Annotated in this window: 15 protein-coding genes and 1 pseudogene; 9 read left to right on the forward strand and 7 right to left on the reverse strand. The window is 45.0% G+C overall.

What is annotated here, in order from left to right:
- Positions 1 to 161 precede the first annotated feature (161 nt).
- Together J7545_RS13575 and mrdA are read right to left on the reverse strand one after the other, a co-directional pair.
- Entirely contained in the window at positions 162 to 761 is a 600-nt protein-coding gene (locus J7545_RS13575) for a rhomboid family intramembrane serine protease (RefSeq protein ID WP_318699540.1), read from the reverse strand.
- A 49-nt stretch (positions 762 to 810) separates the two neighbouring features.
- A complete protein-coding gene (mrdA, locus tag J7545_RS13580) occupies positions 811 to 2,568 on the reverse strand; it encodes a penicillin-binding protein 2 (protein WP_318699541.1) in 1,758 nt (585 codons plus the stop codon).
- 219 nt (positions 2,569 to 2,787) lie between these two features.
- Between mrdA and J7545_RS13585 the strand changes: the two genes are divergently transcribed.
- Positions 2,788 to 3,204, forward strand: a complete 417-nt coding sequence (locus J7545_RS13585) for a hemerythrin family protein (RefSeq protein ID WP_318719698.1) — start codon at positions 2,788 to 2,790, stop codon at positions 3,202 to 3,204.
- Here J7545_RS13585 and J7545_RS13590 read toward each other — a convergent pair.
- Positions 3,197 to 4,540 (reverse strand): aminopeptidase P family protein, encoded by a 1,344-nt coding sequence (locus tag J7545_RS13590; protein WP_318719699.1) that lies wholly within the window; start codon positions 4,538 to 4,540, stop codon positions 3,197 to 3,199. The genes J7545_RS13585 and J7545_RS13590 overlap by 8 nt on opposite strands.
- 189 nt (positions 4,541 to 4,729) lie before the next feature.
- On the opposite strand from J7545_RS13590, the gene J7545_RS13595 reads away from it, so the two are divergent.
- From J7545_RS13595 to J7545_RS13610, 4 genes are all read left to right on the forward strand, one after another.
- Positions 4,730 to 6,130 carry a dihydroorotase gene (locus tag J7545_RS13595; RefSeq protein ID WP_318698091.1) on the forward strand — a complete coding sequence of 467 codons (1,401 nt, stop codon included), beginning with the start codon at positions 4,730 to 4,732 and terminating at the stop codon, positions 6,128 to 6,130.
- A 115-nt stretch (positions 6,131 to 6,245) separates the two neighbouring features.
- Complete coding sequence (locus J7545_RS13600; RefSeq protein ID WP_318698092.1) at positions 6,246 to 7,193, forward strand: ABC transporter ATP-binding protein; 948 nt, start codon at positions 6,246 to 6,248, stop codon at positions 7,191 to 7,193.
- Between the two features lie 82 nt (positions 7,194 to 7,275).
- Entirely contained in the window at positions 7,276 to 8,940 is a 1,665-nt protein-coding gene (locus J7545_RS13605; RefSeq protein ID WP_318698093.1) for a hypothetical protein, read from the forward strand.
- Positions 8,941 to 9,063: 123 nt separating this feature from the next.
- Positions 9,064 to 10,281 (forward strand): cation:proton antiporter, encoded by a 1,218-nt coding sequence (locus J7545_RS13610; RefSeq protein ID WP_318698094.1) that lies wholly within the window; start codon positions 9,064 to 9,066, stop codon positions 10,279 to 10,281.
- Positions 10,282 to 10,359: 78 nt separating this feature from the next.
- Here J7545_RS13610 and ndk read toward each other — a convergent pair whose 3' ends face one another.
- Positions 10,360 to 10,809 (reverse strand): nucleoside-diphosphate kinase, encoded by a 450-nt coding sequence (gene ndk / locus J7545_RS13615; protein ID WP_318698095.1) that lies wholly within the window; start codon positions 10,807 to 10,809, stop codon positions 10,360 to 10,362.
- Between the two features lie 55 nt (positions 10,810 to 10,864).
- On the opposite strand from ndk, the gene J7545_RS13620 reads away from it, so the two are divergent.
- Positions 10,865 to 12,262 carry a serine/threonine-protein kinase gene (locus J7545_RS13620; protein WP_318719700.1) on the forward strand — a complete coding sequence of 466 codons (1,398 nt, stop codon included), beginning with the start codon at positions 10,865 to 10,867 and terminating at the stop codon, positions 12,260 to 12,262.
- 163 nt (positions 12,263 to 12,425) lie between these two features.
- The gene (gene speA, locus J7545_RS13625; protein ID WP_318698097.1) at positions 12,426 to 14,411 is read left to right on the forward strand and encodes a biosynthetic arginine decarboxylase; all 1,986 of its coding nucleotides are present in this window, start codon (positions 12,426 to 12,428) and stop codon (positions 14,409 to 14,411) included.
- Here speA and J7545_RS13630 read toward each other — a convergent pair.
- Both J7545_RS13630 and lepB read right to left on the reverse strand, forming a co-directional pair.
- Positions 14,408 to 14,536 (reverse strand): hypothetical protein, encoded by a 129-nt coding sequence (locus tag J7545_RS13630; RefSeq protein WP_318719701.1) that lies wholly within the window; start codon positions 14,534 to 14,536, stop codon positions 14,408 to 14,410. The two genes, speA and J7545_RS13630, sit on opposite strands and share 4 nt — an antisense overlap.
- Positions 14,537 to 14,619: 83 nt before the next feature.
- Complete coding sequence (gene lepB / locus J7545_RS13635; protein WP_318698098.1) at positions 14,620 to 15,306, reverse strand: signal peptidase I; 687 nt, start codon at positions 15,304 to 15,306, stop codon at positions 14,620 to 14,622.
- Positions 15,307 to 15,634: 328 nt separating this feature from the next.
- Here lepB and J7545_RS13640 point away from each other — a divergent pair, with 328 nt between their 5' ends.
- Together J7545_RS13640 and thyX are read left to right on the forward strand one after the other, a co-directional pair.
- Positions 15,635 to 17,038, forward strand: a complete 1,404-nt coding sequence (locus J7545_RS13640) for an NAD(P)/FAD-dependent oxidoreductase (RefSeq protein WP_318698099.1) — start codon at positions 15,635 to 15,637, stop codon at positions 17,036 to 17,038.
- Between the two features lie 143 nt (positions 17,039 to 17,181).
- Positions 17,182 to 19,122 (forward strand): FAD-dependent thymidylate synthase, encoded by a 1,941-nt coding sequence (gene thyX / locus J7545_RS13645; RefSeq protein WP_318719702.1) that lies wholly within the window; start codon positions 17,182 to 17,184, stop codon positions 19,120 to 19,122.
- 584 nt (positions 19,123 to 19,706) lie between these two features.
- Here thyX and J7545_RS13650 read toward each other — a convergent pair.
- Positions 19,707 to 19,847: pseudogene (locus tag J7545_RS13650) on the reverse strand (IS4 family transposase); the annotation flags it as partial.

Raw genomic sequence — 19,847 nt, forward strand, 5'->3', positions numbered from 1 at the left:
ATGGAAGACCTCTTAGTTGAGCGGTGTTTGACCTTGGCTAATTCTATGCACGAGCCAGTTCGTCATCTGACTCAATTTCATTGGTGGCCAGTGTGACTTTCTCTTTCCCATACTATCCGGATTTGGGATCAGGGGGATAGGAGGGACGCGGAGATCAACAATTACCCATTACCACGCGAAGTGCTGTGTTTACGCTTGGCTAAAAAGCGAGCAGCTAGCACACCTCCAAGGAGTCCAAACAAGTGACCTTCCCAGGAAATCCCAGGTTGTCCGGGAAGCACTCCCCAAATGAGACCGCCATAGAAAAAACCTACGACTAGGGAAAGAAAGATTGAGGAAAAATTGCGTTCAAACAAGCCGCGAAAGAGTAAAAACCCCAAATAGCCAAAAATTAAACTGCTTGCGCCAATATGAAACGCTGGGGACCCAAATAGCCAAACTCCACTACCAGCCACTAACATGGTAATGGCTGTTACCCAAAAGAAATCGCTGGTTTCTTGCAACATCACCAACCATCCCAACATTAAAAAGGGAGCTGTATTGGCGATTAAATGGGGAAGATTACCATGCAAGAACGGAGACCAGAGAATGCCTCGCAAACCGATAATATTGCGCGGCAAAATGCCATATTGATCTAGCCCTCCGCTATAAAAGAGCAGATCTACAATCTCGACTACCCAGAAGAGGGTGACAAACCCACCCAAAATAAATATCTGGGTTTTGAATTCATTAACGATCGCCTTTCCTTCCTGACTACTCATCTTTCGTGACTCAAAGGATATCTTCTCTAGGTTAACAATTTCTCCTGCTCTACTGGCGGAAATAAGCCTGAAAAATTGCTTGAGCTACGGGTAGAGCGGTTTTGCCACCATAACCGCCATTTTCCACCACTACGGCGATCGCCACTTGGGGATCGCTAACGGGACCATATCCCACATATACTGCATGGGACTGTTGTCCCAACACCTCTGAAGTCCCTGTTTTTCCAGCCGTCAAAGGAATCGAACCATCATTCATCCCTCGTCCCGTTCCCTTTTGCACCACAGCCACTAAACCCTCTCGAATGGCTGCTATGGTGTCTGGAGATAATCCTGTCGGTTCCGGTTGCATCGTTTGGATATTCGTTTGCGAAGCCAATAAATGGGGTTTAACCCGCATTCCCCCATTGGCAATACTACCGATCATTACGGCTAACTCTAAGGGAGAAGCTAAAACCAAACCCTGACCAATGGACATACTCACCGTATCTCCAGGATACCAAGGCTCACCATAGAGGTCTTGCTTTTGTTCGGGAGTCGGCACAGAACCATTCCGTCCTCCTTCTAACCCCAAGAGACTTAAGTCGGTGGTTTTGCCAATACCCATCTTTTCGGCCCATTCGGCGATCGCCTTGACTCCGGCTTCCATACCCACCTTATAGAAAAAGGTATTACTGCTGTAAGCCAGGGCATCCCGAAACCCGATCGCCCCATAACCCCCACTATGCTCATGGAATTGAATGCCGCCCACTGTAATATAAGCAGAAGTCATTAACATCGAATAGGGACTAAACTTCCCCGACTCCATCCCTGCTGCTGCGGTCACAATTTTAAATGTACTTCCTGGAGGATAACCCTGTAGAGCGCGATTCAAAAAGGGTTGATCCTCTCCTTGTAACTCTTCCCACTCCTCGGGAGTCACCCGACGGGTAAAAATTTGTGGGTCAAACGTCGGGCCACTAGCCATGGCCAATACTCCGCCTGTTTTAACATCTAATGCTACCACTGCGCCCCGACGGTTTCTTAAAGCCTGTTCAGCGGCTTTTTGCAACTCTAGATCTAAGGTTAACTGTACTGAATCCCCAGACCGAGATTCATATAAGCCCAATTCTCGCAACTCTTCTCCCTTAGCATTCACCTCCACCAACCGGCCACCCCATTGACCTTTGAGTTGCTCATTGGCTAACCGTTCTACTCCCATTTGGCCCACAATCATCCCCATCGGATAATCTGGGTTAGCGTCGAGTTCTTCATGGGTGGCTTCTCCTACATAACCGATCGCATGGCTGGCTAAAGTTCCATGGGGATAGAGACGATTCGATTCTGAGCGAATTTCTACCCCAATCAGATTGAACTCGGAAAGAGCGGTAAATTCTTCTAAGCTCAAATTGCGGTAAATACGAATTGGTAGGCGAGATTGATAACGATCGGCGGCGAGTTGATCGATAATTTCTTTGGGGGAAATATTAAGAACGGTTGCTAACTGTTGCGCTTGAATTTCCCATTCTTCTGGCGATCGCTCTTTGGGCCAAAGATAAACCGACCGAGAGAGACGATTGGAGACTAGAATTTTTCCCTGGCGATCGAAAATATTTCCCCGGTCTGAGGGGACAGGCATTTGGCGAATGCGATTACTATCTGCTCGTTCTCGATTTTCTTTCCCCCGAATAATTTGCAGTTCGGCTAATTTCCAAGTATACGCTGTGAACATACTAGTAAAAATCAGAACGATTACTAGGGTTTGAGGAAGCCGTTTACGAGAAATTTTGGCCGGTGTGCTTTCAGCAAACCAGGAAGAAATAGAAGTCATAGAAATTCTGTTTTGTTGTTTCTTCGGGTTATTTATTTTTTCTACTGCACCCTAGACTAATCCGGAGTAATTACGGTATTAGTTCAAAACAAATGTTGTTTCCTATACCCTATGTCAGGACTTTGGAGAAATCTTTATTATCTGATCAACTTTCAGTCCTGTGAGTCATGTTAGAATCGGTTTCAATTCTTTTCCTATTTAAGCCTAAAGAGGTGGATTATGCCACGAACTTGGACAGATTCTCTCGAAATTGGAATTCCCTTATTAGATATTCAACATCAACAGTTGCTAGATGAAATGGATCGATTGCTAGAAGGCTTGAAGACGAAAAAATCGAACCGAGAAATTAAAAGTATTTTGAAAATGCTCGATGGCTATGTGGCCGTTCATTTTCGGTATGAAGAAGGTTGTATGGATAATTATCAGTGTCCTGTAGCTTGTGACAATAAAAATGCCCATCAGAGTTTTGTGCAGATGTTGACCCAGATTAAGAGTGATATTGAAATGAATCGGAATTTCAATCTCGTTGCAGATCAAGTGCAACGCAATTTACTCGATTGGTTTGTGAATCATATTCGCCGCATTGATAAACAATTGGAACCTTTGGTGCAGGCAAATAAGCCTATGGCTAGTTAATCATCACTTGTTCAATCTGGTCTGGAGTCGTTGGTAATTGTGCTGTTAATACTTCTGCCCCTTGGTCTGTAACTAATACATCATCTTCAATACGAATCCCGCGTACATCCTTAAATTGGGCAAGCTTTTCCCATCTAACAAGTTTATCATATTGATGGCGGAATTGGGGATTATCTAAAATTGCTGGAACTTGATAAAATCCGGGTTCAATGGTAACGATCATTCCTCGTTGGAGAGGACGATTTAATCGCAAAAACTGCAAGCCAAAGCGATCGCTCCTTTTGCGTCCTTGAGTATAACCCGCTAAATCACCCAAATCTTCCATATCATGGACATCTAAACCCAATAAATGACCAATTCCATGGGGAAAAAAGAGGGCATGGGCATCCTGTTCGACTAAGGTTTCTGGATTGCCAATTAAAATGCCTAAATCCACTAATCCTTCTGCCATGGCCAAGGCTCCCTCTAAGTGGATTTCCTCGTATTCTTGACCGGGTTTGACTTGAGCAATACAGCGATCGTGGGCAGCTAAAACAACCTCATAAATTGCCCGTTGAGTGGGAGAAAATTGCCCATTCACCGGCCAAGTGCGGGTAATATCCGATGCCCATCCCCCCAGAGTTTCGGCTCCTGCGTCTACGAGCAATAAATCTCCAGGGGTTAAGGGATGAGGAGAGCGATCGTGATGTAGAATTTCCCCATGAACCGTGACAATACTTGAATAGGCTGGAGTCATTTCATGGGCAATAAATACGCTTTCAATGAGCGATCGCACCTGAGCCTCCGTACTAGCCTTTGTTGTCCCCTTCATCCCGGCTAAGTGCGCTTCGACACTCACCGCGACGGCTTGCCGAATTTCTGATAAAGCCGGTTCGTCATGGCACAGACGCAACTCAACCACTGCCTTAGCTAACTCTAAATCTTGACCCTCCAGAGGAGATACAGAACGACCCAAACATTGGGCTTGTTGCTGGCGAGTTGCCCAATCTTGCACCGGTAGCGTTGCGGCATCTTCGGCTCTCTCAGCTAAAGCAGCTAACGGATAATGGGCATCAGCACCCATTTGTTCTGCCCATTGAGCCGCAGTCGGTTCCGGGCCGTGCCATAATACCGAACCTGGGGCAGGATCGTCCACAAATAATTCTAGCTTGCCTCGATCTAAACGAATCGCTGCGCGGGGAATGGAGAGACCAGCAAAATAGAGGAAATGACTATTGGCGCGAAAGGGATAAACATTCGCTGGAAAATTGCGGGGACTCGATTGACCCGACCAGAGGACAACCGGAAAATCAATGTGTTGAGAGAGGTTAGAGCGGCGCGATAATGCCAAAATCATATCTCGAAAGTAGACAAGGGACAACGGACAATAGACAATGGGCAATGGAAAATAAAAGCCAACTATAACATTTTCCCATTGATCAAAGGGTTGCCCCTCATCCCCCTGTCCCTTTCTCCCGCAGAAGAGGGATTTAGGGAGAGGGCAAGATCGGGTTACTCCCTTATCCTCCCATAGCCTAAACCTCTCATGAGTACGCTGCTTAAACAAGTGCGGGCGATCGATCCCATCGCCCAAACGGACCAGATTCAAGATGTATGGTTAGATGATGGCAAACTTAAAGCCATAGGTGAGTCTATCGATCGCTATCCCCCAGAAACTGAAGTGCATGATGGCCAAGGACTGATCGTCGCACCGGGATTGGTCGATCTATATAGTCAAAGTGGGGAACCGGGGTTTGAAGAGCGGGAAACCTTGGAGTCTTTAGTGTGTGCAGCTAGAGCCGGGGGATTTATTCGAGTGGGTGTATTGCCAACGACTGACCCACCCATCGATAACCCAGCAACGGTATCTCTGCTGAAAGGGAAAGCGCCTCAGTCTCTGGGGGTGCAACTCTCCTTTTGGGGAGCGCTCACCCAAGGAGCAAAAGGGCAACAGATGAATGAGTTGGCGGAGTTAGCCAGTGTGGGTGTGGTGGGGTTTAGTGATGGCCTAGCGATCGCCAATTTACTCCTCTTACGACGATTATTAGAATATGCCGGGCCCTTAGGAAAACCGGTAGCCATCTGGCCGTTGGCAGTAGATTTAGCCACCAATGGGGTAATGCGCGAAGGCCTGATGTCTACCCAGTTAGGCTTACCCGGAATTCCTGCCGCCGCCGAAACCGCAGCATTGGCGGCACTTCTAGAATTGGTCGCCCAAACCCAAACCCACGTCCATGTAATGCGAGTGTCTACTGCACGGTCTGTACAGTTGATTCAAGAAGCAAAGGAGGGAGGACTTCCGGTCACTGCAAGTACCAGTTGGATGCATTTATTATTGGATACAGAGGCTATTTCCTCCCATCACCACGGCGATCGCCGTTCATCTGGCCAGGGAATGGAGTCGATGTATAATTTTGCTCCCTACGATCCCAGTTTCCGCTTAACGGCTCCTTTGGGCAATCCTGAAGATCGAGAAGCCTTGATTTGGGGGGTGAGCCAAGGTGCGATCGATGCGATCGCCATTGACCATACGCCCTATACTTATGAAGAAAAAACAGTCGGCTTTGAAACAGCTCCGGCAGGGGCGATCGGCTTAGAATTAGCCCTACCCCTACTCTGGCAAGGATTAGTAGAAACGGGAGAACTCTCGGCCGTGCAATTATGGCGCAGTTTGAGTACCCATCCGGCTTTATGCTTGCATCAAACGCCACCAAGTTTCGAGGTGGGGCAACCCGCAGAGTTGATTGTATTCGACCCTCAAGTATCTTGGACTCCAGATAGCGCAACTCTGACATCCCTCGCAGCGAATACACCTTGGTTGCATCATGCTTTACAGGGTCGGGTGATTCACCGATTTGATGTTAATCCCTCTTCTGTAACTCTTGGAAAGTCAAATAAGTTTCCCTCATTACAGCCGGCGATCGCCAATCAAACCCTAGGCCGTTAACCTTAAAATTGAGATCAAACCGTTCACTGAGCGAACCCGTTACACTTTTGGAAACAATACTGCCAAATCCCAGTCCTACAGGCTAGGCTGATACATAAGCTTTAAATTAGGGATTATGGGAAAAGAACTGGCAATCTGTACCTCTGGACTGACCAAGCAATTTGATCGTCATATTGCAGTCAACGACTTAGATTTAGAAGTCGGACGCGGTGAAGTCTATGGTTTGATTGGCCCCAACGGTGCAGGGAAAACGACCTTAATTCGTATGTTGGCAGCGGCTGAAGAGCCAACAACAGGTGAGATTTATATTAATGGCGATCGCCTCCTCAGAGACCATTCTAACCCCAGCCTAAAACGGCGCATTGGTTATCTACCAGACGATTTCCCGGTTTATGACGATCTCACAGTTTGGGATTATTTAGACTATTTTGCCCGCTTATATCAACTCAAAGACCCGCGCCGTCGGCAACGCCTCTATGATGTGCTAGAACTGGTACAACTGGGCAATAAACGTAATAGTCAGATTTCCACCCTCTCGCGGGGGATGAAACAGCGACTTTCCCTAGCCCGAACCATTATCCATGAACCCATTGTTTTATTGCTTGATGAACCGGTTTCGGGATTAGACCCCATTGCGCGGATGCAGTTTCGGGAAATTATTAAAGTTCTCCAAGAAGCGGGAATGACCGTTTTAATTTCTTCCCATGTCCTCAGTGACTTGGCAGAACTCTGCACGTCTGTGGGAATCATGGAATTGGGCTATTTAGTCGAAAGTACAACCCTAAAGGATTTGTATCAACGGCTAAGTCGTCAACAAATCTCGATCGCAACCCTAGGATCTCAAGATGCACTGATTACAGAACTTAAACAATTTTCCCAAGTGGATGGATGGGAAACTCTCTCATCCGGTCATTTACGGGTCAACTTTAACGGAACCCCAGAAGAGAGCGCCGAGTTATTGCGATCGCTCGTGAGCGCGAATTTACCGGTAACTGAGTTTTACGCCACTCAGGAAGACTTAGAAACCATCTTCCTGAAACTGGGTCATAAACAAGCATCTTAATCTAAGGACGAACATCTGTAATTGGATATGCAGATATCTATTATGTTCACAGATCTAACCTTGTGCCCCCTATAAAGGATATATGACGATGAGACTAGATTTAATGAATACAATTGGGGAGATCAACCCCCAATTATTCCGAGAACTCAAAGGCCGGTTTAAGACTCGGAACATCATGGTTGCCGGTGGTATGTCTTTATTTACCCAAATCTTGGTGCTATTTGGCTTCCTTAATGAATTACCCAATCGCTATAGCGAATATCACCGCTATTGTACCGGAGGCAATGCCGAATACTATTATCACCAGTTACGTTGTTTAATGGATCGGTTCGGCAATCCTGAAGTTAACTGGCAACTTTGGTGGTCAGATCTCTTTGTCTGGTTAACTATGGTTGGTTTGTTTGCCCTCTTGGTAGGGGGAACCTATTTAATTATTAGTGACCTTGACCGAGAAGAGCGCAAGGGAACCCTAAATTTTATTCGCCTGAGTCCCCAGTCTACCCAACAAATTTTGATGGGTAAACTGCTCGGAGCGCCCAGCTTACTCTATTTTGGTGGCTTCCTGGCTTTTCCCCTCCATCTGTGGGCAGCGATAAATCTAGATATGCCCCTAGGATTACTTGCCCTCTATTATGGAGTGCTATTGGCTTGTAGTGCCTTCTTTTTCAGTGGTTCCATTCTCTTCGGTTTGGTCAGTCATTGGATGGGTGGCTTCCAAGCTTGGTTAGGCGGTGCTTTGGTTACGGCATTTCTGTTTTTCACATCCCTGATGCGCGTCGAAGATGCGCCCATTGATGTCCTGAAACTGGTTTCGCCTTCTAGCTTAATTCCCTATCTCATTGAGAAAAAATGGTTGGATCATATTCAGCTCTTTAATTACAATTTAATCGATTTGCTAGATCATTCGATGGACTGGCATTGGTTTATTCTGCCTATTGGTCAGACCGTGGTGACCTTAAGTATAGCCATGGTGGTGACTTGCGGGGTATGGATAACCTGGAATTGGCTGGTAATCGATCGCTGCTTCCGCAATCCCAATAAGACTTTAATCAGTAAACAACAGTCCTTTTGGTTAACCGGATGCTTCAGCGTCTTTACTCTGGGTTTAGCTCCCCATGGACATGAGTTTGAAAATCTCTATTGTTTGCTGGTTTTCAACCTAATTTTCTTTGCGGGATTAATGGCCGCTTTATCTCCCCAAAGACAGGTTTGTGTCGATTGGGCACGGTATCGCCATATGTCGGAAACTCGGCATCAGGGCCTATTTCAAGACCTGATATCTGGAGATAAAAGTCCAGCTCTATTAGCGATCGCCTTAAATCTACTCCAAGCTCAATTGATCATCCTACCCTGGATTTTAATGTGGCCCGGAGATGAGGGCAATGTTATCCATGGGATCTTCAACCTGTTATTGAGCTTTTCTGTCTTGCTCGTTTATGCCAGTGTTGCCCAACTGATGATGATGATGAAATCCAAGAAAAGCGGGATTTGGGCAACCGCAGCGATCGGTGGGTCTATTACTTTACCTCCACTTCTATTCCTGGTTCTGTCTGCCGAGCCTCATAATATACCCCTTGTGTGGATGTTTACTATCTTTCCCTGGGAAGCCCTCAACCATGCATCAGCCGTTACTGTAATGGTCTCCGTGTTAACCCAATGGGCAGTGGTCGGTTTAGTTAGCACCCAATATTCGCGGCAACTTCGACAAGCCGGGGTTTCTGCCTCTAAGGCCTTGGGTCATGCCTAATTGAATATCGAGAATTTGGAGAGAGACTACCCACGTTATTGATCCCCCTTTTTAAGGGGGACTTTTTTTTACTTTTGCTTCTTGCCTCTTGCCCCTTACCTATTTCCTATTCCCCAAACTTCCATGTTACTCGAATTAGCCTTAATTATCCTGGTATCGCTACTCTTCTATTATCTGTTGATACGGATAAACATGCCCGGATTATTGGGGTTAGTAACTACGGGATTAATCATCGGACCCAGTTTTTTAGATTGGGTCAGCGATCCTGTTTTAGAGCTTTTAAAAGAATTTAAAACGGTCGCCTTAATTGTCATTTTAATTCGTGCCGGTTTAGGCATTAATCGCGCTACCTTAAATACGATTGGCGGGCCAGCTATTCGCCTCAGTTTTATTCCCGGAATTATCGAGGGAACTGTAATTTTATTGTTGTCTCATTTTCTTTTAAATTTAACGTTGATTGAAGGGGGAATGCTGGGATTTATTTTAGCAGCCGTTTCTCCTGCGGTAGTTGTGCCATCCATGCTTGAACTTAAGGATGCGGGTTGGGGAAAACATAAGGAAGTGCCCACTTTAGTGTTGGCGGGTGCATCAGTTGATGATGTATTTGCTATTACTATTTTTGGCGTTTTTGTCGGTTTAGCGACGGGTGAATCGTTAAATTTAACCCATGTATTGGTGAGTGTTCCCCTGGGAATTTTCGTAGGTGCCGCCATTGGGGTGGGGATTGGGTTTGGCTTGGTATGGTTCTTTAAGCGCTATCATATCCGCGATACCAAAAAAGTAATTATATTTACGATGATTGCAGTACTGTTTTATGAGTTTACCGAAATTAATGCCGTGAAAAACCTCATTCCGATCGCCGGTTTATTAGGAATTATGGCGATCGGGTTTATCATTCTGGAAAAATATGATACTCTTGCCCATCGACTGGCGGCAAAATTTGGCAAGGTGTGGGTGTTAGCAGAAATTCTCTTATTTGTTTATATTGGCACGCAGGTAAACTTGAATCAAATTAGTACCGAGGTGTTGGGAATTGGCTTGTTGATTCTGTTTTTGGGCTTGTTCGCTCGCAGCGTGGGGGTTTGGCTTTCCTTACTTAAGTGCCATTTGAACCGTAAAGAAAAGCTTTTTTGCATCATTGCCTATTGGCCCAAAGCTACCGTACAAGCAGCCATTGGTGCAGTGCCCCTAAGTTTATTTTATGACGGAAAAATGACCTCAATGACAGAAGTAACGGGACAAACCATTTTAGCGATCGCCGTTTTGAGTATAATCGTAACTGCACCTCTAGGGGCGATCGGTATTCAGTGGAGCGGACCAAAACTCCTCACCAAACCGTAATCTATAGCGCTTGGCGCTTGGGAATAGGGAGTCTCCGCGTCTTCGTGTCCCCCTATCCCCCAAAGATCATACCGAATCCTATTCCCGTATCCAGGAGATCAGGCTCGGCTCCCAAGAAACTAATTCTTCTTCCTTAAACCACAGGTTAACTTCATTTTGAGCCGTTTCGATCGCATCTGAACCATGAATCAGATTGCGGCCAACATCGACCCCAAAATCACCGCGAATGGTTCCGGGTTCTGCATTTAAGGGATTCGTTGCACCGATGATTTTCCGAGCTGATGCAACAACTCCATCCCCTTCCCAGACCATGGCGACTACTGGGCCGGACGTAATAAACTCAATTAAGCCATTGAAAAAGGGCCGTTCCTTATGCACAGCATAATGCTGCTCGGCCAGTTCCCGGCTGATATTCATCAACTTTAAGCCTACTAACGTAAAGCCTTTGCTTTCCAAGCGACTGATGATGTTACCGACTAATCCCCGTTGTACACCATCGGGTTTAATGGCTAGAAAAGTACGTTCCAAAGCGATCTCCTTTTTAGATAAGCGCCTCCAATTATCTCATTAAACCCAAAATATAATGGATCAATTAGGGATTAACGGGAGAATCGTCAATATGACCCTACACCAATGCAATGATTTGATTGCCCAACGCTATCGGATTATTGACGCTTTAGGTCAAGGAGGGATGGGAATCACCTACGAGGCTGAAGACTTGAGCAATCATCAAAGGGTCGCAATCAAGGCAGTGTCGTTAAAGCAAGCGCAAGATTGGAAGGTTTTGGAGCTGTTTGAACGAGAAGCTAAGGTGATTGCCCATTTGCATCATCCCCAACTTCCCAAATACCTCGATTTCTTTCATGTCGATACTCAAGAGGATCGCATCTTCTATTTAATTCGGGAATTAGTTGCTGGAGCGTCTTTAGAGGATGTGATTCAAAACGGGAAGCATTTCACGGAAGAAGAAATCAGGGATATTACCGTACAAATCCTGAAAATCCTGGTCTATCTCCATAACTTTACGCCTCCTATTATCCATCGGGATATCAAACCCCAGAATATTATTTATCAACCGGATGGTCAAGTTTTCTTGGTTGACTTTGGTGCAGTGCAAGAGGTTTATCGACAGACAATTTCTGGGGGTCAAACCTTTGTCGGCACAATTGGGTATATGCCACCGGAACAGTTAACGGCTAAAGCCTATTTTGCCTCGGATTTATATAGTTTAGGTGCAACCGTATTATATTTACTTACCCATCATTCTCCCGATCGCCTGCCTCAGAAACGGATGAAGATTGATTTTCACTCTTCAGTGAACATTTCACCGACATTAGCGGATTGGCTCGATCGTGTTTTAGAACCGATGTTTGAGGATCGCTTTGAGTCCGCAACTGAGGCATTAAAGGCACTCGAAAATCAGTCTCATATAGATATCAGAAAAGATATGGCTGATGTATACAAATATCCAAAGCCCAAAAAAAGTCATATCACACTACACAAAACCGCTAGATTATTAGTGATGAATATTCCCCCAAGAGGCTTTCGTTCAGAAGATGTTTTCATTTGGATATTTGCTTTATTTTGGAATGGGTCTATGTTACTTGGTATTTTGGAACACGGACTTAGCCTGATTTTTTCTTATGCGATCCTGCATATTTTGGTGGGTTTGGGCTTTATCCTCTATTTATCCTGGATTTCAGGGGTAAGAAGCTATATGAGAATAGACTCAGATAATTTTGGGATTCAATGGAAAGTGTGGTTACTTAATCGTAAAATTCAAGGCAAAACATCAGATTTAGAAAAAATCTGTGTCCACGATACTCAAATGAAAGTCAATGGCAGACCCCTGCTAAACTGTGCCGTATTTGAAGGGGTTAAAAAGCATCAATTTGGCTCCTTTATTTCCTTCCGAGAAAAGGAATGGTTAGTAGCGGAAATTTCAGAGTGGTTGGAAGAGAACAGGCGATCGCCAGGATAACCGTCAGGGTCGATAACCCACTCTAGTGGACTGTTTCATCTAAAATAGTGCATGATATGGGTTTGAATTGAGCCTCACCCTCGATCGGATGATTCAAAGGTATGGCGTGAGCGTTAAAATGCGGCAAGAACTATCTTGGGTAAATCTTCAGAGGAATCAGACTATGGGTGTTGAGGTAACATCAACCACAGAACAGGCGATCGCCCCCGTACAGACTCCAGAACCGACTCAAGCAGCCTCCTCTTGGAGCATTGAGGATTCTGAGGAACTCTATCGCATTAATGGATGGGGAGACCCCTATTTTTCCATTAATGCGGCCGGTCATGTGGTGGTTTCCCCAAAAGGCGATCGCGGGGGTTCCTTAGATCTCTATGAGCTGGTAGAAGCTCTGAAACAGCGCGATATTCATCTTCCCTTCGTCATTCGCTTTTCCGATATACTAGCCGATCGCTTGGAGCGGCTGAATGCTTGTTTTTCTCAAGCCATCACCCGATACAATTATCCTGGCATTTATCAAGGGGTCTTTCCAGTCAAATGCAACCAACATCGGCAACTGGTAGAAGATTTGGTTCATTTTGGCCAACCCTTCCAGTTTGGTCTAGAAGCGGGATCTAAACCCGAATTGTTGATCGCCTTAGCTCTCCTGAAAACCTCCAATTCCCTGTTAATTTGCAACGGATATAAGGATAAGGAATATATCGAAACCGCCATCTTAGCCCGCAGACTCGGCAAACAAACGATCATTGTTTTAGAGCAACTCGAAGAAGTGGAGTTAGCGATCAAAGCCCACCAAGAATTAGGAGTCACTCCAGTGGTGGGAGTGCGAGCGAAACTGAGCGCTAAAGGGGAAGGTCGTTGGGCTACATCCACAGGAGATGGAGCAAAATTTGGCTTAACCATTCCCGAAATTGTCCATGTGATGGAACGCCTGCAAGAGGCCAATCTATTATCGTCTCTGCAACTGTTGCATTTCCATGTTGGCTCTCAAATTTCCTCGATTAGTGTGATTAAAGATGCCATCCGGGAAGCGAGCCAAATTTATGTACAATTGGCTAAAAGTGGTGCAGATATGCGCTATTTGGATGTGGGGGGCGGTTTAGGAGTCGATTATGATGGCTCAAAAACCAACTTCTATGCCTCGAAAAATTACAATATGCAGAATTATGCCAATGATATTGTCGCTGAGGTCAAAGAAGCCTGCGAACAAGCCAAAGTGAAAGCCCCTGTACTGGTGAGCGAAAGTGGAAGGGCGATCGCCTCCCATCAGTCCGTACTCATTTTTGATGTCTTAGGAACCAGTGAAGTGCTGACACAGAAGGCTTTCGAGGTCGAAAGTAGCGATCATTTGATCATCCGCAATTTGTGGGAAACATACCAATTTATTCAGGTCAATAATTATCAGGAATGCTACCATGATGCGATTCAGTTTAAGGAAGAAGCCATTAGTTTGTTTAATTTTGGCTATTTGAGTTTAAGCCAACGGGCGAAAGCCGAACAGCTCTATTGGGCCTGTTGTGAGAAGATCTTGGACATCATTCGCCACGAACCCTATGTACCGGACGATCTCGAAGGTCTCCAGATGAGTATGGCTTCGATTTACTATGTCAATTTATCGGTGTTTCAATCAGCGCCGGATAGCTGGGCGATCGATCAATTATTCCCGATTATGCCTCTTCATCGCTTAAATGAACAGCCCACTTGTCAAGGAACCTTAGCCGATCTTACCTGCGATAGTGATGGTAAAATCACCCAATTTATCGATCTACGCGATGTCAAATCTTTGTTGGATTTGCATCCCCTAAACCCCGGAGAACCCTACTATCTGGGCTTGTTTTTAGGCGGTTCGTATCAGGAAATTATGGGAAATTTGCATAATTTGTTTGGCGATACCAATGCGATTCACATTGCCTTAACGCCTAAAGGTTATCAGGTTAAGCAGGTCGTAAAAGGAGATACAATGGCGGATGTTTTGAGTTATGTAGAATATGATATTGAAGACTTAATTGAAAGTATTCGCCAGCAAACGGAATCCGCTCTAGAAGAAGGAACGATTTCTATTGCAGAATCGCAACGGTTGCTCAATAGCTACAAGGAAAGTCTAAACCGCTATACTTATTTGTCTGTGGAAAGTTATAGCGCTTCGCGCTAGGGAATAGGGAATAGGGAATAGGGAATAGGGAATAGGGAATAGGGAATGGGGAATAGGGAATGGGGAATAGGGAATGGGGAATAGGGAATAGGGAATGGGGAATAGGGAATAGAAATTTTCTTCACTCTCTCTTCCCTTACTTCCCTTGCTATATACTATGGGTATGGGTGGGGATAAAAAATTTTCACCTTATAAAGCAAGGGATGAATTAACTCTCTTCCTCTGGATAAATAGGGACTCCATCTAGGGTTCCAAAACGTCCTAAGGGCCAAAAGCGAAGCACGGCACGACCAATAATATTTTTTCGCGGTACTGCTCCCCAGCAGCGGCTATCATAACTGCTATTGCGATTATCACCTAAAACCACATAGGAGCTTTGAGGTACAATTTGAGGTTGATCCAGAAATCGTTGATCGGGGGGACAAACATCTACGGTTGTAAATTGATGATCGGATGTATCGTCGATCTCGGCGGAGGGGTTAATCTCGGACGCTACATAATTTTCATCTAAGAGTCGATCGTTAATATAAACTTGCCCATTTACAATCTCAATTTTATCGCCCGGTAAACCAACGACTCGCTTAATTAAGGCATCTTTGAAATTGGGGTCTTTCTCCTTCATCTTGTCCGTGGGAGAAAACACGATGATATCCCCCCGTTTAGGGTCACCAAACCGATAGCCGAGTTTATCAATAATGAGGCGATCGTGGGTGGGTTCATACTGTAAGGTGGGTAGCATTGACCCGGAGGGAATATAACGGGCTTCGGCGACAAAATGACGAATCCCAATGGCAAGAAGGGCTGCCAGTCCAATGGTTTTGAGTCCTTCAATCCAAGGATTTTCGGGAGTCGGGTTGGTATTCTGGTCAGAGTTGGGTTTATTCACACGAGTCATAGGTTAGGACAAAGTTGAAGCAAGGGAGAGGCAAGTACCTCTCGATCGTGAAGACGTTGTTTTAGTGTACCGCTAGAATACAATAGGCTCTAAAGATGTTATCTATAAGTTCCCTCTTCTGTCTACTTCTGCTACATCCGTCAATTCCCCTGGTCGCGTTCTTTTTCCCACAAGGGAATTGAAGTTCGGGACAGTTCGGATTGAGGATGGCTCTATTGTAGAAGTTTGGCAAGGTTGCTTGTCAATGGATGGGGTAGATTGGTCAGGAAATATAGACGCTCAAGAGTTAACTTTGTTGCTTGTGTCCACTCTCGTATAACTGCTTATTGTGTCTGTTGACTACGATCTGATTGTTTGGGGAGGTTCTCCAGCGGGAACCTATGCGGCGGTTATGGCGGCGCAACGAAAGGCTAGGGTGGCACTGATTGTGCCACCAGAGACTTCTCCTAGCTACGGTTTCGAGGATGGTTTAACGTTGCCTCTACCGTTGCGACAGGGTCAAAATCGGCTCGATCCGATGAGGGATTCTGAGGATCTATCCTATCAATGGTTGTGTGAATGGGTACAAACTGGAGTGGAGACATTAGCACTGATGGACTCTCCGCCGGCTCTAGAGCAGTTGGGGATTGATTTGGTTCAGGAATGGGCGGAGTTTCAGGAAAAACAGGGACAAATTGCGATCGCCTTAAGCAACCGTCGTTTGCTCTCTTCAGCCTATTTGCTGGCTCCGGAAACCCAGCCCAGGATTGAGATTGAGGGTTTGGCGAGTACGGGTTATCTAACCCCAAAGCAACTGGTGAGCTTGAAGTCACCTCCTTCGTCTTTGGCGATTATTGGATCGGAGCCTCGTGGGATTGAGTGGGCGCAATTCTTTCAAGAGTTGGGGTCTCAAGTGACGCTGATTACCGAGAATTCCTGTATTTTGCCCCAAGAAGAACCGGAAGCGTCTAATCTGATTCAAGCTCAACTGAAGGCGTTGGGTGTGGAGATTTTACTGGAAACCCAGGTGACTCAAGCACGACCGATTGAGGGACAAACTTGGTTGCAAGTGGGAAATCGGGCGATCGCCGTCGATAACGTGTTATTAGTTACTCTTCCTGCTTTGCCATTTCCTGCTCCAACGTTGGAGTTTCTCGGCGTGGAATGGGGCGATCGGGGTTTAAGAGTGAACAACAAACTACAAACTACAAATCCCAAAATTTATGCTTGTGGGGATAGTTTGGGTGGATATTCATTACTTCATCTTAGCCTATATGAGGCAAAAATCGCCATTAAAAATGCCTTATTGTTACCATTCTTTACTATTGATTATCAACAGTTACCCTATACGGTCTACAGCCAACCCACCTTAGCTAGAGTAGGATTAACCGAAGCCAGCGCAATGAGGCGATATGGAGATAAGGTGCAGGTGATTCAAGAAGATTTAAAAACCAATCCAGCCGCAGTTTTATCTGGGGAGATTACGGGGTTTATTAAAGTGATTGTGCAACCGGATGGCACAATTCTAGGCGCTACAGTGTTGGGAACCAGAGCAGAAGAGTTGATCCAACCCTTGAGTCTAGCTATTCGTCATCGACTGAAGTTGCAAGCGCTCCAGGATAGTCCGGGGGTCTTTGGCAGTGTATCACAACTGCTGACAAGAGTGGGCGATCGCTGGCAAATTGAGCAATTTAATCAATCTTATTGGTCGAAAACAATTCTTAATTGGTGGCTCTCCTGGAAACGAGGTTAAACAGTTAGAAACTATGATATTCTAAGGTCGTCATTTTTTAGGATTCAATCCGGCCCTTAACAAGGGGCCCCATCCCCTTGTCTATCAAGGATTAATGAGTTGCAATATCAAAGAACAAAGGGCTTAATCTAACCTTTTCAATCATGGATCAATTTAGAGTTGAAGTCATTGCTAAAACCCCCAATCCCCAGCAAGTCATCTATGCGGCGATGCATCAAGATTATAGTGAAAATCTAGTCTACGATGAGCGAGAAAAGTGGCCAAACGAATCGAAAGCCGGGGAACTGATTGTCAAGCATTTATTATCAGGCGGTCGCGGACATTATGGCCCCATAGAACATCCTCAAATCATTTTAAATTGTGGTTATTTTCCCCACAGTGTCATGCAACAGGTACGGACTCATCGGGTAGGAATTTCGTTCGATGTACAATGTCTAGCTGCCAATACGGAAGTCACCTTTGTCAATTGTAAAGGAGAAAGCAGCAAAAAGCTGAAAAAAACCATTGGGGAATTATATGATCTCTGGCACAATGGTGAAAAAGCAATTCGTTCAAGAAAAATTAGGGGGCGAAACGGTGAACCCTCTGGAGAATATCGCCGTAATTGTCAACAGAGACTCAGGAACATGCGGTTACGCGTCTTAAACGAGGATACTGGTTTGTTTGAAGTTGGACAGATCAAACAAGTTATCTGTCAAGGGATGCAACCGGTTTATCGCATAATCTTAGAAAATGGAAAAACCCTCGATTGTACTGTCAATCATCGTCTATTCACTTCAGAAGGTTGGCAAACTATGGGTAAAGCAGTAGGATTAGTGACTGGAGCGGATGGTCATGTGATTAACATGACTAAAGATGCTGCTGTTATGTGTAATGGGATGCCAGTCGCTGGGAATGGTTGGTATCCGGAAAAAGAAAAGATAAATCATTTATCGACAATTGATCCTCTCTATCGCGATCGAGAATGGCTAGAGGAAAAATTGGAGGAAGGTCTCCATGTTGATGAGATGGCAAGCCTTTGTAATTGTTCAATTGAAGCCATTAAAAAGTGGGTTTGTTTTTATGGTCTATCCTTGAATAAACGTCCCAAAGGTCAAAAGAATCCATGGAATAAAGGAAAAACTGGCTACCATCTCAATCTGTCACCACAGAGTCAACAAAAGCGTCGAGAGAATGCCCGGAAATATACGCGACGAGGAGCAGAGTCTAACTTCTGGAAAGGCGGCACATCTAATGAGCGCCAAAAAATTGGTGCATGGACAAGAGATATTGCTCCTCAAGTTCACGAAAAGTTTGATTATATCTGTCAGAGTTGTGGCGAACGTGGAGGGATTTTACATGCTCATCATTTAGTTCCTGTTTATGCTGATGAAAGTTTGGCTTATGAGTTTGATAATCTGATTACCCTCTGCCAATCTTGCCATAAAAAGGTTCATCACAATAATCAAGAGAAAGAATTCGCTCAAAATTATCAACCCATTTTGAAGCCTAAATCTTGGCCGAGTAAGCCAAATCCTCCAGGGAATAAACTCAAAGCTCATCCCGTCAAGATTGTGAAAGTTGAATATTTAGGCGAGCAAATGACCTATGATTTAGAAGTTTCAGGAAATTGGCATAACTTTGTGGCAAACGGTCTCGTAGTTCATAATTCTAACCGCTATACCGGCGCGAGAATTATACAAGCGGCTGAAGGATTAAAACCGATTGAAGAGGTATTTTACTTGCGTCCGGTAGGAGAATATAGCAATCGTCAGGGCAAGCATTATACTTATACCGAAGAACAGCGACAATCGGATTTAGAGTGGTGTTTGCAAGGGGCAAAACGATATCAGCAAATGGTGGAGAGTGGCATATCGGAAGAACATGCACGAGGGATTATTCCGTTTGATGTGCGCCAGCATTTCGTGGTTTCTTTGAATGGGCGATCGCTGATGCATTTGTTAGACTTAAGATATAAGCTGGATGCTCAACTCGAATGCCAAAAGCTCTGCGAGCATATTTTTCCCCATTTCCAAAGTTGGATGCCTGAAATTGCCGAATGGTACGAGAAAAATCGGTTAAAAAAGGCCAAGTTATCCCCTTAAGTTACAGCGCTTCGCGCGGTAATGGTTAATAGGTAATAGCAGAAGTGTTGAAAGTTAGCTTAACAGAGAAAAAAAGAGGATAAAATACAACATTCTATCCTCAAAGATAGAAAAAAATCTATCCAAATGGTAGCCTTGTTTTCCTCCTTAGTCAAACTTATACTTACCGCGCGAAGCGCTGTATCTCTCTTCTGTCACTCTGGGAGATTCTGACGAATTTCCCAGAGTAACAGCCCGCGATCGCCAACGAAAGCATCAGGGTTTCACTCCCCTTTTTTGGAAAGTGACAGAACAGGGGGATATTGTAAATCAATTTGACCCGCAATAAAATGATGAGTAATATTGAAGAATTCCTGCGACAATACCCCTGTATCTCGTTTTTTTTACGAGATAGTCCTAACTTCTGTAAACCTCGGCACATCGCTGTCCGACTCACCCCGTTTCCCGTGAGCTGTGCAAACCCTTCACATAGTTCAGCTAAAGTAGGATCTTGATGTTCGGCTACCAGCCTTTTTATTTGTTCTTTAGCTTCCACATTATTCAGATTAAATCGCTGTTTCACTCATTTCTTCGATAAATGACCAATAGATGCGATAGAATTTGTGGTCTTCTCTCGATTTACAGGCTTTAGAGAAGGTGGATATGTCCACCTGAATACCCGTATGATTCAATCGGTAGAATAAGTCTCTCATGCTAGTCAAACTACTATCGAATATGAAGTTTAA

The organism is Roseofilum sp. SBFL (genome assembly GCF_017746885.1).
GTDB lineage: Bacteria > Cyanobacteriota > Cyanobacteriia > Cyanobacteriales > Desertifilaceae > Roseofilum.

Excerpts from the sequence above, each read along its gene's own strand:
- J7545_RS13575 (WP_318699540.1), bottom strand. The coding sequence starts at position 761 with ATGAGTAGTCAGGAAGGAAAGGCGATCGTTAATGAATTCAAAACCCAG.
- mrdA (WP_318699541.1), bottom strand. The coding sequence starts at position 2,568 with ATGACTTCTATTTCTTCCTGGTTTGCTGAAAGCACACCGGCCAAAATT.
- J7545_RS13585 (WP_318719698.1), top strand. The coding sequence starts at position 2,788 with ATGCCACGAACTTGGACAGATTCTCTCGAAATTGGAATTCCCTTATTA.
- J7545_RS13590 (WP_318719699.1), bottom strand. The coding sequence starts at position 4,540 with ATGATTTTGGCATTATCGCGCCGCTCTAACCTCTCTCAACACATTGAT.
- J7545_RS13595 (WP_318698091.1), top strand. The coding sequence starts at position 4,730 with ATGAGTACGCTGCTTAAACAAGTGCGGGCGATCGATCCCATCGCCCAA.
- J7545_RS13600 (WP_318698092.1), top strand. The coding sequence starts at position 6,246 with ATGGGAAAAGAACTGGCAATCTGTACCTCTGGACTGACCAAGCAATTT.
- J7545_RS13605 (WP_318698093.1), top strand. The coding sequence starts at position 7,276 with ATGACGATGAGACTAGATTTAATGAATACAATTGGGGAGATCAACCCC.
- J7545_RS13610 (WP_318698094.1), top strand. The coding sequence starts at position 9,064 with ATGTTACTCGAATTAGCCTTAATTATCCTGGTATCGCTACTCTTCTAT.
- J7545_RS13620 (WP_318719700.1), top strand. The coding sequence starts at position 10,865 with ATGGATCAATTAGGGATTAACGGGAGAATCGTCAATATGACCCTACAC.
- speA (WP_318698097.1), top strand. The coding sequence starts at position 12,426 with ATGGGTGTTGAGGTAACATCAACCACAGAACAGGCGATCGCCCCCGTA.
- lepB (WP_318698098.1), bottom strand. The coding sequence starts at position 15,306 with ATGACTCGTGTGAATAAACCCAACTCTGACCAGAATACCAACCCGACT.
- thyX (WP_318719702.1), top strand. The coding sequence starts at position 17,182 with ATGGATCAATTTAGAGTTGAAGTCATTGCTAAAACCCCCAATCCCCAG.